The organism is Bradyrhizobium cosmicum, from assembly GCF_032290525.1.
In the GTDB taxonomy this organism is placed as follows: domain Bacteria; phylum Pseudomonadota; class Alphaproteobacteria; order Rhizobiales; family Xanthobacteraceae; genus Bradyrhizobium; species Bradyrhizobium cosmicum_A.
This window is the reverse complement of record NZ_JASXTA010000015.1, coordinates 95,458-109,334: the sequence shown is the minus strand read 5'-3', so window position 1 is coordinate 109,334 and position 13,877 is coordinate 95,458. Positions and strand designations below refer to the sequence as shown.

Sequence of the window (13,877 nt, the reverse complement as noted above, 5' to 3'; positions counted from 1 at the left end):
GAATCCTGGTAAACGATTGTATCGCGATTGACGATGATCTGCCTCCCGCCTTGCGGCTGGCGAACCGCATCCTGCTCTGCTATGAGGGGGCCGAACTCGTTCGAGCGGGTTCCGCGGTCCCGTAGCTCAGCCGGATAGAGCGACGGTTTCCTAAACCGTAGGTCGGAAGTTCGAGTCTTCCCGGGATCGCCATTTTCCTCCTGACATTCGGATTGCCATGGTGTTTCGCGGGAGGATGCTCGTCCTACTCGGGCCAGGCGATCAATATGGGCATGCAACCATGTTTGTGCCTCGGCGGATTTGTCCTACCCTGTGATCCATACGATTGGGCTGGTATGCGGTCGCCCGGCATTGATTGATCTCACGGCTGGCTGCGTCTCGGCCGCGGCTTGCCAAACATTTGTGGTTTGCAGCAGATGACGTTTCAGCGCGACAATGCGGCTTTCGAGCGCTGGCTGCGCTCCCAATGCAAGGTCGTCGAAGCCGACCTCGCCCACAAGCACGATCGGATGCAGAAGGATGCGTTCACGTTCCTGCGCGCGACATTCTTTCGTTGGGCAAGGCGCATCGAGAAGCTCTGCCCCAAGCTGAAGGATGCGCCCGCAGTACTGTCCGTCGGCGACACTCATATCGAGAACTACGGGACCTGGCGCGATGCCGAGGGCCGTCTGGTCTGGGGCATCAACGATTTCGACGAAGCGGCGGTCATTCCCTATCCCTTCGATCTCGTTCGTCTGGCAACCAGCGCACGGCTCGCACCAAAGGCGCGGTCCGCCAATCGTGTGACGGCGGCCACCATTATCGAGGGCTATCGGGAAGGGCTCGCGAAACCAGGTCCGTCGCTACTCGACGAGGCAGAGAGCTGGATGCGGCCCTACGTCGCCTGCTCCGACGAAGAGCGGCGGAACTTCTGGCACGAGGTGAAGGACTATCCGGATGCCGAACCGCCCTCCGACGTTGCCGCCGCGCTCAGGAAAAATCTGCCGAAGGGCGCTGAGCTCGAGCGGTTCACCTCGCGCAGGAAGGGCGGCGGTAGCCTCGGTCGGCCGCGTTACGTTGCCATCGCGACCTGGGATGGCGGACAGATCGTCAGGGAAGCCAAGGCGCTGGTGCCCTCCGCCTGGGATTGGGCGCATGGCACGAAGGGCAAGCCGCGTTTTCTGGACCTTGCGCGAGGGAAGTTTCGTGCGCCTGATCCGCATTTCGAAGTGAGCGACCGCTACATCATCCGGCGCATCGCTCCTGATCAGCGCAAGCTCGATCTCGGCAATCGCGCCGCGCCACGGCTCAGGCTCGATCTGCTCTGGGCCGAGGGATTCGACCTCGGCGCAGTTCATGCCGCGACGCGAGGCGCCAAGGCGAAGATCGAGCACGATCTTGATCTGCGAAAGCCCGACTGGCTGCATATCGCTGCGAAGACTGCAGCCGAGGACGTGCAGAAGGACTTTGAGGAATGGCGGGAGGTTCGCCTGCCGTGGACACCGGGCGTTGCTGCGGATTGAAGTGCGACGCACCGGAAGGCGGCTTGCGGGCCCTGGGAGCGTGACCGTCATGCGCTTCGGTTTGCTTAGTCGGCGCGAAAATTGCTAACAGAGAAAATTGGCAGACCAGGGCTGGAAGAGCAGCTTCCAGCCCTGGTCTGCACCCGCTCTCAGCAATTGCCTTGCGATATCCGGAGACCACAATGCCTTTCGACTTGATCCTGCGCGGCGGCCGTGTGGTCGACCCGTCCCAGAAGCTCGATGCCGTGACCGATGTCGCCTTTGCCGGCGGCAAGGTGGCGGCGATCGGCAGCGGGCTCAAGGCGGACCAGGGCACCGACGTGCGCGACGTGTCACGGTACATCGTGACGCCAGGGCTGATCGATCTTCATACCCACGTCTATTGGGGCGGCACCTCGCTCGGCATCGACGCCGAGGAATTCTGCCGCCTGTCCGGCGTCACCACGGCGGTGGACACCGGCAGCGCCGGACCCGGCAATTTCGCCGGCTTTCGCAAGCACGTGATCGAACCGAGCCAGGTCCGTATCCTCGCGTACCTGCACGTCTCCCATGCCGGCATCTTCGGTTTCTCGCACCGGATCATGGTCGGCGAGAGCGAGGAACTGCGGCTGATGAATCCGATCGAGGCGGCCAAGGTGGCCGATGCCAACCGCGATCTCATCGTCGGCATCAAGGTGCGCGTCGGACTGCATTCCTCGGGCACGTCGGGGGCCGTGCCGCTCGACATCGCGCTTGAGGTCGCAAGCGAGGTCGGCATGCCACTGATGGCGCATATCGACCATCCGCCGCCGAGCTATGAGGACGTGCTGGCGCGCCTGCGTCCCGGCGACGTGCTGACCCATGCATTCCGTCCGTTCCCCAACACGCCGGCGACCGCGCAGGGCACGGTGAAGAAAGCGGTGCTGGACGCGCGCGAGCGCGGCGTGCTGTTCGACATCGGCCACGGCAAGGGCTCGTTCGCCTTCAAGACCGCGCGCGCCATGCTCGCCAACGGCTTCTATCCGGACACCATCTCCTCCGACATCCATCAGCTCTGCATCGACGGCCCGGCCTTCGACCAGGTCACGACCATGTCGAAGTTCTTGTGCATGGGCATGGATCTGTCCGACGTCGTCGCGGCCTCGACAGTGAATGCCGCGATGGCGCTGCGGCGTCCCGAGCTCGGCAGCCTCAAGCCGGGCAGCGTCGGCGATGCCACGCTGATCTCGGTCAGGAAAGGCCAGTTCGACTACGAGGACGTCGTCGGCGAGCACCTCATCGGTGACCGCAAGATCGTCTCCGAAGCCGTCGTGATCGGCGGCCGCTGGTGGCATCCGAACTGACGTGAGGCGGCGCGATCAGCGCCGCCGCGCAAACATCTCCACCATGGTGTCGCGAAGCCAGTTGATGCCGACGTCGCTGCCAAATCGCGGATGGGTGTGGACCTTGATCTCGACCGGTGGCAGGTCGAACGGGAGCTGGAGCAGGCGAAAGTCCCGCTTGCTGTAGAACTCCCGCCCGACGGTTTCAGGAAAGATCACGGCGAGATCGCTGTCGCGCACGATCTCAGGCGCGACGGAGAAATGCCCGAGCCGCACGGCGATCTGCCGCTTGATGTCGTTGTCCGAAAGCCACTGCTCGATCATCGCATGGCCGGGCGCGTTGCTGCCGGCGTGGACGTATTGCAGGCTGACAAAGCCGGCCTTGGTGAGTTTCGCGCGTCCGATCGGATGGCCGCTGCGCACCATGCACACCAGGCGGTCGTTGATCAGCGGTGTGCTGACGCATTCGCCTTCGAGATTCTTGATGTAGCCGAGCGCGAGATCGACCTCGCCGGCGCGCATTGAACCAATCACGGTGTCCATCGCCAGCGGCACCACGTCGAGTCGCACGGCCGGCGCGATGCGCACGAGCTTCGCCATGAGGCGCGGCAGATAGAAGACCTCCGAGACGTCCGACATCGCCACGCGAAATACCCGTTGTGTCACCGCAGGATCGAACGCAACGCGCTCCTGGATTGCGCGATTGATGATGCCGAAGGCCTGATCGAGCGGCTCGTGCAGGCGGATGGCCGCGTCAGTGGGCACCATGCGGTTGGCGGCGCGCACGAATAGCGGGTCGTCGAAATGATCACGCAGGCGGCGCAGCGCATGACTGATGGCGGGCTGGGTCAGCCCGAGCCGCTCGCCCGCGGTGGTGAGATTGCGCAGATCCCAGATCGCCAGGAATACGCGCAACAGGTTGAGATCGAGCCCTGAATTAGTATCATTCATAGTGTTAATTATGACTATGAATTTGACTTAGATCAATGCGTTCTCAACACTGGCCATACCCGAGCAACGAGGGCCCGGGGGACGTGGAGCGGCGATGCGGGATCATACCGGAATTGCGATGGCGGCTCGCCAAACGGTGGCAGAACCGGCGACGACACCGTTGCAGGATCTGGTCGCGGAGATCGCGGCTCGCCGCGACGAGTTCGACCGCCTCTCGCACATCCCCCGCGACGTCATTCGCAGCATGAAGCGCGCCGGGATCTTCCGCGCGGCGACCCCGAAGCGGTTCGGCGGCGATGCGCTGCCGCCGGCCGAATTCCTGCGCATGGTCGAGACGATCGCGGTCGCCGACGGCTCGGCGGCCTGGGTCGCTGCCTTCGGTTCGGCCAACACCTATATTGCGGCGCTGCCGGTCGAGACCCAGCGCGTGATCTACGCCGACGGGCCGGATCAGGTCTATGCCGGCGGCCTTTATCCGCTACAGCCGGCGCGCGCGGTCGAAGGTGGCGTACGCGTCACCGGCCGCTGGCGCTTCGCGAGCGGCTGCATGGGCGCCGACTGGATCGGCGTCGGCATCTCGGCCGAGCGGCCGCTGCTCGCGGCGCAGCCGCAAGTCACCACCTATATGGCGGTCGCGCGCGCGAACGAAGTCGAGATCGTCGAGAACTGGGACGTGGTCGGGATGCAGGGCACCGGCAGCCACGACACGCGCGTCACCGACAAGTTCTATGCGCTCGACTGGATCTGCGCGCGCGGAGCGCCGGGTCTCGTCGACGAACCGCTGTATCGCTACCCCGCTCTGTCCTATCAGGCCGAGGTGCACGCGGCCGTCAATATCGGCCTCGCCCGCGCGGCGCTCGACGTTGTGACGGAGATGTCGGGCGGCGCCAAGATCATGCCCGGTGCAGCAAGGCTGGCCGATCGCTCCTACTACAAGTCGGAGCTCGCGCGTGGTGAAGCCAACTGGCGCAGCGCGCGCGCGTTCTTCTACGAATCCGCCGAGCGCGCGTGGAGCGTGCTGCTCGCCGGCGACCCGGTCCCGCGCGAGTTGGAGAATCTGCTGCGCCTCAGCGCAACGCATGCGGCGCACACCTCGGCCGAAATCGTCCAGCAGGCCTACCGCATCGCCGGCATGGCCGCGATCCACAAATCACACCGGCTGCAACGGATCGTGTGCGATTCCATGGTCGTGACGCAGCACGCCTCGCTCAGCGAAGCGACCTTCGAGGCAGCCGGAGCTCTCTTTGCCGGGGTCATGCCAGGGATGCCCTATCCGTGAAACAACCTGGCATGACGTGGTGCGCAGCTTGCATCGGTTTCACGGACACCCCGTTCCGAGAGGCAATCAGATGAAACTCCCCGCGCTGTCCCGACGCTCCTTCATGGCGAGTGCGTTCGCCGCCGCTACGATGCACCCCACCAGCCTGCCCGCGCAGGATGCACCGATCAAGATCGGCGTCGGCTCCGATCCGGTGTTCTCGTCGTTCTATCTCGCAGCGCATGAGAAGATGTTCGAGGCCGAGAAGCTCAATGTCACCGTGCAGCTCTATACCGACGGCGGCGAAGCGTTGAATGCGCTGGTTGCTCAGCAGGTCCACCTCGGCGCGGCCGCCGAGCCCACGCATATGGTGCGCTTTTCCCGTGCCGAGTTGCGGCCGCTCGCGGTCGTCTACCAGTCCGGCCGCTACATCAAGCTGGTGACCGGGAAAGGCGTCGAAAGCCTCGAGAAGATCAAGAAGTTCGGCATCGTGGCCGGCTCGGTCAGCGAGTACTGCACCCTGCTTGCCATGAAGAAGATCGGGCTCGAACCGGGCGCGGTGCAGATGGTGAAGAGTGGTCCGCCGGAATTGCCGGCGCTGCTGGCGCGCGGCGACATCGACGCGTTCTTTGCCTGGGAGCCATGGCCGACCAACGGCGTCAAGCAGGGCGGGCGCGTCGCGATGACCAGCAAGGATGCCGGTTACACCGACACGATTTGGGTCACGGCGGCGGGTGGCTGGTTCGACGGTAACGCCGCGGCGGCGCGCGGCATTCTCAAGGTGCTTGCGCGGTCTTGCGAGATCGTCGTCAGCGACCCGCAGCGCGCAGCAGCCGCAGTTCAGGCGGTGACGAAAATTCCGGTCGCGCAGACGCTCAACGCGCTGAAGGACATGGATCCCGGCGTGCGCGATTTCGCCGACGCGGATTTTGCCAGCTATGACGGCATCGCGGCGTTCCTGGCAGACCAAAAGGTCACGCCGGCCGTCGTCGACTTCCGCCGTTACATTCAGCGCGGCTTCTACAAGGCGTGATGTCCATGACCGGCTCATCCATCGCCATCAACCAGCTCAGCCTGACGCTCGACGGCAACGAGATCGTCTCGCAGATCGATCTCCAGATCGCCGCGGGCGAGTTCGTCTGCCTGCTGGGACCCAGCGGCTGCGGCAAATCCACCTTGCTCAACGCCATTGCGGGCTTCGTTCCCGCAAAGGGCCGTATTCGCGTTGCTGACAAGGTTGTCAGCAGCCCGGGTGTCGACCGCGGCGTCGTGTTTCAATCCTCGGAAGCCCTGTTCCCCTGGCTCTCGGTGCGGGAGAACGTCGAGTACGGTCCGCGGCTGCGCGGGGTGCCGGCCCGAAAACGTGCCGAGCTTGCCGACCATTACCTGTCCCTGGTCGGCCTTTCGCATGCCGCCGACAAGTTTCCTGATGCCTTGTCGGGCGGCATGCGTCAGCGCGCCCAGATCGCCCGCGTGCTGGTCAACGAGCCCTCGGTTGTGCTGATGGACGAGCCGTTCGGTGCGCTGGACGCCCAGACGCGGGAGGTGCTGCAACGCGAGCTCGACCGGATCTGGCGCGCGACCGGCTGCACCATCGTGTTCGTGACTCATGACATCTGGGAAGCCATCCTGCTCGCCGACCGCATCGTGACGATGACTGCGGGCCCGCGCGCGACCATCAAGACCATCGAGACGGTCGGCCTGCCGCATCCGCGCGATCCGGCTGATCCTTCCAGCCTCGCGCTTTACCGCCGCCTGCGCGACGATATCGGCGCCGAAGTCACGCGCGTGCTGCATGCCCAGGGCCTCAGCGTCGGGGAGATCGCGGCATGAGCGAGGCTGTGCAAATCACGCCGAGCAAGCGGAGCTCGCTGCGCCTGCCCTTGTCTCCGCGCCTCAACCGGATCGCGGCGTCCGTGGTCTCGATCCTGTGCGGCCTGTTCGCCTGGAACATGCTGTCACACTATACCTCGCCGCTGTTCATGCCGTCGCCGGCCGCGACCTGGGACGCCGCCAAGGAGCTATTGGCGGACGGCACGCTGGTCGCCTCGGTGCTGGCGTCCTCGGCGCGCATTGCCTGCGGCTGGGCGCTGGGCGTTGTCGTCGGCATCCCGCTCGGCATCATGATGGGGCGGTTTGCGCCGATCCGGCAGTTTCTCGATCCCTATATCGAGTTCTTTCGCTTCATTCCGCCGATCGCCTTCGTGACGCTGGCCGTGATCTGGCTTGGCCCGGGCGAGCAGGCCAAGGTGGCGTTGATCTTTTACACGACGGTGTTCATCGTCACGCTGAACACCATCGCGGGCGTGCAAGCAGTCAACCCGCTGCGACTGCGGGCGGCGGCGAGTCTCGGTGCCGGTCCGTTCCAGATGCTGCTCACGGTCATCCTGCCATCCACCGTGCCATTCATGGTCACCGGCGCGCGCATCGCGATGGGCAACTCGTTCCTGACGGTGGTGTCGGCGGAGATCGTGTCGGCCGACAACGGCCTCGGCGCCCTGATCTGGACGGCGCGGAATTTCGCCCGCACCGAATGGGTGTTCGTCGGCATCCTCGCGCTCGGCATGCTCGGCTACCTGTTCGACCGCGTGCTCCGGATCGCGGTGTCGCTGCTCCTGAAGCGCTACCAGCCGACGACCTGACGCGAGACGTTCGCCAGAGAGAAACGAGGAGTTTACGATGAACATCGCGACCCGCGTGGCGCCAGATTATGCGGCGCTGGTGCGCCCCGACCGCGCGCTCACCACCATGTACACCGATCCCGCGATCTTCGAAGCCGAGATGACCAGGGTGTTCGAGCGGACCTGGGTCTTTGTCGCCCATGCCAGCGAAATCGCCGAGCCCGGCGATTTCAAGATGGCGATGGTCGGCCTTCAGCCGGTGATCGTCGTGCGGGACCGCAAAGGCGCGGTGCACGTGCACGTCAACCGGTGTCGGCATCGCGCGGCGACGGTGTGCGAGGTCGCCAAGGGCAAGACCAGCAGCTTCGTCTGTCCCTATCACGGCTGGAGCTACGCCCTCGACGGGTCGCTGCGCGGATTGCCGTATGAAGCCGGCTATGCCGGAGCCATCGACAAGAAGCAGTTTCCGCTGAAGTCGCTACGCGTGGAGGAATATGCCGGGCTGATCTTCGCGACCTTCAAGGACGACATCGAGCCGCTGACGGAGTTTCTCGGGGGCGCCAAGAAATGGATCGACCTGTTCATGAAGCAGAGCGCGGGCTATCCGCTGACCGCGCTCGGTGAGCACAGGTTCAGCTTTCCCGGCAACTGGAAGATCCAGCTCGAGAACACCACCGACGCCTATCATTTCCCGCTGGTGCACAAGGCCTTCCTGACCGCGACCGACAGCGAGACGGCCGCGATGATGGATATCATGAACAATGGCGGCTATGTCGAGGATCTCGGCAACGGCCACAGCGTAATGGTGATGGTCCCGGACCTGGTCGACCTCGACGACAATCTCGAGGCGCCGATCCCGAAAAAATTCGAAGCGCTTGCCGCCGAGCTTGCGGCCGAGGGGCACTCCGATCAGGCGATACGAAAGATCGTGCGTGCCGTCGGCGGCACCGGCTTCAATCTCAATCTGTTTCCCAATCTCGGCTGCTCGGCGGCCTTCTTCCGCGTACTTCAGCCGATCTGCGTTGACGAGACTGAGGTCAGGCACGTCGCGCTCGGCATGAAAGGCGGGCCCGCCGCTGCCAATCGCGCCCGCTTGCGGATTCATGAATTCTTCCAGGGGCCGATGGGCTTCGGCAGTCCCGACGACGCCGAGGTGTGGGATCGCGTGCAGCACGGCGCGCAGGGCGGCAAGGAGCTCTGGCTGATGCTCAATCGCGGGCTTGCGGGCGAGGAGGCGTTGCCCGAGGGCCACCTGCGAAGCGACGTGAGTGCTGAAACCGGCATGCGCGCGGCTTATCGGCAATGGAGGGCCATGATGGAGGTGACGTCATGAACGCACCGTTGCGGATTCCGGCCATTGGTCTCGAGGAGGCCATGCAGTTCGTCTTCCTGGAGGCGGATCTGCTCGATCATGCCTGCTACGAGGAATGGCTTTCGCTGTGGACGTCCGAGGCACGCTACGTCGTACCGATCGATCCCGGCGCGACGGATTTCGAGAACAGCCTCAACTACGCCTATGACGATCACGAGCTGCGGCGCAAGCGCACAGAGCGATTGCTCAACGGCCAGTCGATCTCGGCCTCGCCCGTGGCACGCACCATCCGGCAATTGTCGCGCTTCCGGGTTCTCGAGGCCGGCGAGACCTCGTGCGAGCTGCGCTGCGCCCAAATCCTGACCGAACATCGCCGCAGCCGCACCCGGACCTACACCGCCAATCTCACCTACCGTCTGGTGCGCGCCGAGGACACGCTCAAGATCGACCTCAAGGTCATCCGCCTGATCAACTCGACGGAGGCGCTCGGTGGTATCAGCTACATTCTCTGAGGCGGCGGTCGCCGCGCCGGTGGTTGCCGCAACGGAGCTGGCGCTCACTCTGGTGATCGCGCGGCGCGAGGAGCAGGCCTCCGGCATCGTCGTGCTCGATCTCGTCGATCCCGACGGCGGCGCGCTGCCGCCCTTCGAGCCTGGTGCGCATGTCGACGTCGAGGTCGCACCCGGCTTGGTGCGGCAATATTCGCTCTGCGGCGATCCTGCCGACGCGAGCACCTATCGGCTCGGGATTCTGCTCGATCCCGCTTCCCGCGGTGGTTCGGGCGCGCTCCCCCCCGCGTTGCGCGCCGGGGCCGCCCTGCGGATCGGTTCGCCGCGCAATCTGTTTCCGCTCGCTCCCGGAGCACGCCGCTCGATCCTGATCGGCGGCGGCATCGGTATCACGCCGATGGTCGCGATGGCGTACCATCTGCACCGTATATCGAATGACTTCACGCTGCATTATTGCGTGCGGACGCCGGCAATCGCGGCGTTCGCAGGTGAACTCCAGGAAGCGCCGTTCCGCGATCGCGTTCATCTGCATGTCGACGATGGCGCCGAGGCGCAGCGCTTCGATCCCGCGCGCGACCTTCCGCCGCCGGCTGACGGCGTCCATCTCTACGTCTGCGGGCCGGACGGCTTCATGGCATTCGTCATCGCGGCGGCGGAGCGGCTCGGCTATGGCGCGGCGCGGATCCACCGAGAATATTTCAAGGCCGACGTCGATCGTTCCGGTGAGGCGTTCGAAATCGTGCTTGCGCGCAGCAACCGCCGCATCGCCGTCGATGCCGGCAGCACCATTGTCGCGGCGCTGGCCAAAGCCGGCGTGAATATCGAGACTTCATGCGAGGAGGGAATCTGCGGGACCTGCTTGTGCAACGTCGTCTCCGGCACGCCCGATCATCGCGACGTCTATCTGACGGACGAGGAGAAGGCGGCAAACGACCAGATGCTGCTGTGCTGCTCGCGGTCGAAGACGCCCGAGCTCGTGCTCGACCTGTGACCATCATGCCCGAGGATATCGCCCAGATCAGCTTTCGCGATGCCATGAGCCGGCTGGGTGCCGCCGTGAACATCGTGACGACGGACGGACCTGCCGGCCGCCATGGCCTGACAGCATCGGCGGTATGCAGCGTCACCGACACGCCGCCGACCGTCCTGGTCTGCGTGCGACAGCGGGCGGGGGCGCATGACGTGCTCAAGGCAAACGGCGCGCTGTGCATCAACATCCTCGCCGGCCGTCACCAAAATCTCTCGGGAAAATTCGGCCAGACCGGAACCAGCGTCGAGCAGCGGTTCGCGGATGCGAGCTGGACGCGGCTCGTGACCGGCGCGCCGGTGCTGGCCGATGCCGCAGCCAGCCTCGATTGCCGCATCGCGCGCGTCACGGAAGTGGGGACGCACACGGTGTTCTTCTGCGAGGTCGTGGAGATCGTCGCCGCGGCCGAGACGGAAGGGCTGATCTATTTCAACCGGGCCTATCACCGAATCGGTGCGGTCCCGTTATCTCCAGCAAGCGAGGCGAGCGCGTGAACAGCATCAATATCGAGACCGTCATCAATTCGCTCTCGGACCGTGTGGCGACGCTGGAGGCCGAAGCCGACATCCGCCGCGTCCAGGCCCGCTACATGTTCCTGTGCGACACGCCCTGTCCGGAATTCGGCGTCGAGACCGACTCCCAGCGCATCGAGCTGATCCTCGGCCTCTACACCGAGGATGCGGTGTGGGAGGGCGTCGGCGCCTACTATGACAACCAGTTCGGCCGTCGCGTCGGCAAGGCGGCGCTGCGCGAGCATTTTCAGGCGTTCTGGGGGCAGAAGCGCGATCCTGCCCTTCTGCTCAACGTGCACTACCTGACCTCGGAGCAGATCCACGTGCGCGGCGACGAGGCCGACGGGCAATGGGTCCACTGCCAGCCCTGGATTTTCTCGGACGGCTCCTCGCTGCTGCGCTCCAGCCGCCTGAACAATCTGTTCCGCAAAGTCGACGGCGTCTGGAAGGTGGCGCGCACGCGCACGGAGAACGTGTTCGTGGCCCCGCTCACGCCCGGCTGGGCGAACAACATCCCGGATCGTTCCGTGCTGATGCGGTGACGCGTGAGTGACGGGACGGTGCCGATGATTTCGCAGGCGGAGATGTGGAAGAGCTACACGTTCCAGGGTTTTACCGTTGTGGTGATCCAGCGCTGGAGCGATCCGTTCGGCATGCCGATGGTCCGCATCGCCGACGTCGGCGACGAAGAGCGCGCTGAAGGCATGCCCGAGGCCGTCTTCCTCGCCCAAGCCGCGCCGCTGCCGGCATCGTCATGAGCGCAATGCCGCTGGCCGCCGTGGTCGAGCGTCGTTTCGTTGCGACACCTCGGGCGCGCATCCACATCGCTGCCGCTGGCGCCGGCAGGCCACTGCTCCTGCTGCACCAAACGCCGCGGTCCTGGGACGAGTTTCGCGAGGTGCTGCCGCGTCTCGGCACGCGCTACCGCGGCATCGCGATGGACACCGTCGGCTTCGGCGACTCCGATGCGCTTGGCTTCGCCGAGAACTCCATCGAATCCTGGGCCGCCTGCGCTTTTGATCTGCTGGATGCGCTCGATCTGCCGGAGGTGGCCGTCATCGGCCATCACACCGGTGCGGCCATCGCCATCGAGATGGCGGCGTCGAGGCCCGACCGGATCGCGGCCTTGGTGCTGTCGGCGTCGCCCTATGTCGATGCCGAGCGGAGGGCGCGCAAGGCCGGCAAGGCGGTCGTCGACGAGGCGACACGCGTTGCAGACGGCAGTCACCTCCTCGACCTCTGGCGGATGCGCCAGCCGGATTATCCGGATGGCGACATCGACCTGCTGGAGCGCTTCGTGATCGATGCGCTCAAGGCAGGAAGCTTGGCCGCCGAAGGCCACCATGTGGTCAATCGCTACCTGATGGAGCAGCGACTGCCGCTGGTCAGGTGCCCGACCCGCGTCGTCGCGCCGACGGCCGACCCCCATGCCTTTCCCGTTGCCCGCAAGGTGGCGGACGCAATCGCAGGCGCGAGCCTGGTCGAAATTGCCGGCGGCATGGTGCCGTTCCCGAACCAGATGCCGGAACAGCTGGCTGGGGCCGTGCTCTCCTTCCTCGAGGGGGCATATCCGCCAGACATCCGGTGCTAGCCCCGCTCGCGATAGAATTGCAGCAGGCGCGCGATAGCCGCGCTACAGCGGCCTGATCATAACGACCTGGCGATCAACAGCTTCATGATCTCGTTGGTGCCGCCATAGATCTTCTGGATGCGGGAATCGACGAAGATGCGCGAGATGGGATATTCCTGCATGTAGCCGTAGCCGCCGAACAGCTGCAGGCACTCGTCGGCGGTCTGGACCTGCTTCTCCGAGCACCAGTATTTCGCCATCGACGCCGTGACAGTGTCGAGGTCCTTGGCGACCAGGCGCTCGATGCACCAGTCGACGAAGACGCGGGCGATCATCGCTTCGGTCTTGCGCTCGGCGAGCGTGAAGGCGGTGTTCTGGAAGTCCATCAGCGGCTTGCCGAACGCTTTCCTTTCCTTGGTGTACTCGGCGGTGAGCTTGATGGCGCGCTCCATCGAGGCGACGGCGCCGACCGCGAGCGCGAGGCGCTCCTGCGGCAATTGCTGCATCAGCTGGACAAAGCCCTGGCCTTCCTCGCCGCCGAGCAGGTTGTCCGGGGGAACCATGACGTTGTCGAAGAACAGCTCGGATGTGTCGGAGGCGTGCAGGCCGATCTTGTCGAGGTTGCGCCCGCGCTTGTAACCTTCCGCGCCCGCGGTCTCGACCACGATCAGCGAGATGCCCTTGGCGCCGGCATCGCCCGTGCGTGCGACCACGATGACAAGATCGGCGGCTTGGCCGTTGGTGATGAAGGTCTTCTGGCCGTTGATGACATAGGAATTGCCCTGCTTCTTCGCACTGGTCTTCACCGCCTGGAGGTCCGAACCGGTGCCGGGCTCGGTCATGGCGATGGCGCCGACCATCTCGCCCGAGGCCATCTTTGGCAGCCAGCGCTTCTTCTGCTCCTCCGAGCCATAGTTGAGGATGTAGTGCGCGACGATCGCGCTGTGCACGGAGACGCCGGTGGTCAGTTCCGGGACCGTGCTTTCGAGGTCCTCCAGCACGGCGGCGTCATAGGCGAAGGTTGCACCCAGGCCGCCATATTCCTCCGGCACGCTCGCCAGCAGGGCGCCCATCTCGCCGAGCCCGCGCCACGCAAAGCGGTCGACCATCTTCTGCTCGCGCCATTTCTCGGCATGCGGCGCCAGGTCCTTGGCAAGATACTTCCGGAACTGGTCGCGGAAGACATCGAGCTCTTCGGTCATCCAGGAGGAGCGGTAGGACATGGTCACCTCGGTTGATGCGGTTGCCGCTTGGTAGGCCAGGCAGCCGCGGCAATTATTGTGTTTTCAGGCTGCGCCGGTGACGCTACCAAGG

The 13,877-nt window shown here is 65.0% G+C and carries 15 protein-coding genes and 1 tRNA gene; 14 read left to right on the top strand and 2 right to left on the bottom strand.

Going from position 1 to position 13,877, the window contains the following annotated elements; translation table 11 throughout:
- Positions 1-115: 115 nt before the first annotated feature.
- From QSV46_RS25480 to QSV46_RS25470, 3 genes are all read left to right on the top strand, one after another.
- A tRNA-Arg gene (locus tag QSV46_RS25480) sits at positions 116-192 on the top strand.
- A gap of 224 nt (positions 193-416) precedes the next feature.
- Entirely contained in the window at positions 417-1,502 is a 1,086-nt protein-coding gene (locus tag QSV46_RS25475) for a DUF2252 family protein (RefSeq protein ID WP_314958022.1), read from the top strand.
- Positions 1,503-1,684: 182 nt separating this feature from the next.
- Complete coding sequence (locus QSV46_RS25470) at positions 1,685-2,824, top strand: amidohydrolase/deacetylase family metallohydrolase (RefSeq protein WP_314958021.1); 1,140 nt, start codon at positions 1,685-1,687, stop codon at positions 2,822-2,824.
- Positions 2,825-2,839: 15 nt separating this feature from the next.
- Here the strand turns inward: QSV46_RS25470 and QSV46_RS25465 are convergent, their stop codons facing one another.
- Positions 2,840-3,754, bottom strand: coding sequence for a LysR family transcriptional regulator (locus QSV46_RS25465; RefSeq protein WP_314958018.1), 915 nt, complete (start codon positions 3,752-3,754; stop codon positions 2,840-2,842).
- Positions 3,755-3,872: 118 nt separating this feature from the next.
- Here QSV46_RS25465 and QSV46_RS25460 point away from each other — a divergent pair, with 118 nt between their 5' ends.
- The 11 genes from QSV46_RS25460 (at position 3,873) to QSV46_RS25410 (ending at position 12,584) form a co-directional block, all read left to right on the top strand.
- A complete protein-coding gene (locus QSV46_RS25460; protein ID WP_314958017.1) occupies positions 3,873-5,033 on the top strand; it encodes an acyl-CoA dehydrogenase family protein in 1,161 nt (386 codons plus the stop codon).
- 70 nt (positions 5,034-5,103) lie between these two features.
- Complete coding sequence (locus QSV46_RS25455; protein ID WP_314958016.1) at positions 5,104-6,045, top strand: ABC transporter substrate-binding protein; 942 nt, start codon at positions 5,104-5,106, stop codon at positions 6,043-6,045.
- Between the two features lie 5 nt (positions 6,046-6,050).
- Complete coding sequence (locus tag QSV46_RS25450) at positions 6,051-6,845, top strand: ABC transporter ATP-binding protein (protein WP_314958015.1); 795 nt, start codon at positions 6,051-6,053, stop codon at positions 6,843-6,845.
- On the top strand, positions 6,842-7,654 hold the full coding sequence (locus QSV46_RS25445) for an ABC transporter permease (RefSeq protein ID WP_314958013.1): 813 nt from the start codon (positions 6,842-6,844) through the stop codon (positions 7,652-7,654). Before QSV46_RS25450 ends, QSV46_RS25445 begins: the two co-directional genes overlap by 4 nt.
- A 37-nt stretch (positions 7,655-7,691) precedes the next feature.
- A complete protein-coding gene (locus tag QSV46_RS25440; protein ID WP_314958011.1) occupies positions 7,692-8,966 on the top strand; it encodes an aromatic ring-hydroxylating dioxygenase subunit alpha in 1,275 nt (424 codons plus the stop codon).
- The gene (locus tag QSV46_RS25435) at positions 8,963-9,457 is read left to right on the top strand and encodes an aromatic-ring-hydroxylating dioxygenase subunit beta (protein ID WP_314958010.1); all 495 of its coding nucleotides are present in this window, start codon (positions 8,963-8,965) and stop codon (positions 9,455-9,457) included. Before QSV46_RS25440 ends, QSV46_RS25435 begins: the two co-directional genes overlap by 4 nt.
- Entirely contained in the window at positions 9,435-10,445 is a 1,011-nt protein-coding gene (locus tag QSV46_RS25430) for a PDR/VanB family oxidoreductase (protein WP_314958008.1), read from the top strand. Before QSV46_RS25435 ends, QSV46_RS25430 begins: the two co-directional genes overlap by 23 nt.
- Before the next feature lie 5 nt (positions 10,446-10,450).
- Positions 10,451-10,975 (top strand): flavin reductase, encoded by a 525-nt coding sequence (locus tag QSV46_RS25425; protein ID WP_314958007.1) that lies wholly within the window; start codon positions 10,451-10,453, stop codon positions 10,973-10,975.
- Positions 10,972-11,535, top strand: a complete 564-nt coding sequence (locus QSV46_RS25420) for a nuclear transport factor 2 family protein (protein ID WP_314958006.1) — start codon at positions 10,972-10,974, stop codon at positions 11,533-11,535. Before QSV46_RS25425 ends, QSV46_RS25420 begins: the two co-directional genes overlap by 4 nt.
- 24 nt (positions 11,536-11,559) lie before the next feature.
- Positions 11,560-11,751: a hypothetical protein gene (locus tag QSV46_RS25415; RefSeq protein ID WP_314958005.1), complete on the top strand. Its 192-nt coding sequence runs from the start codon at positions 11,560-11,562 to the stop codon at positions 11,749-11,751.
- Positions 11,748-12,584: an alpha/beta hydrolase gene (locus QSV46_RS25410; protein WP_314958003.1), complete on the top strand. Its 837-nt coding sequence runs from the start codon at positions 11,748-11,750 to the stop codon at positions 12,582-12,584. Before QSV46_RS25415 ends, QSV46_RS25410 begins: the two co-directional genes overlap by 4 nt.
- Positions 12,585-12,640: 56 nt before the next feature.
- On the opposite strand, the gene QSV46_RS25405 is transcribed toward QSV46_RS25410, so the two are convergent.
- A complete protein-coding gene (locus tag QSV46_RS25405; RefSeq protein ID WP_314958001.1) occupies positions 12,641-13,786 on the bottom strand; it encodes an acyl-CoA dehydrogenase family protein in 1,146 nt (381 codons plus the stop codon).
- Between the last annotated feature and the right edge of the window lie 91 nt (positions 13,787-13,877).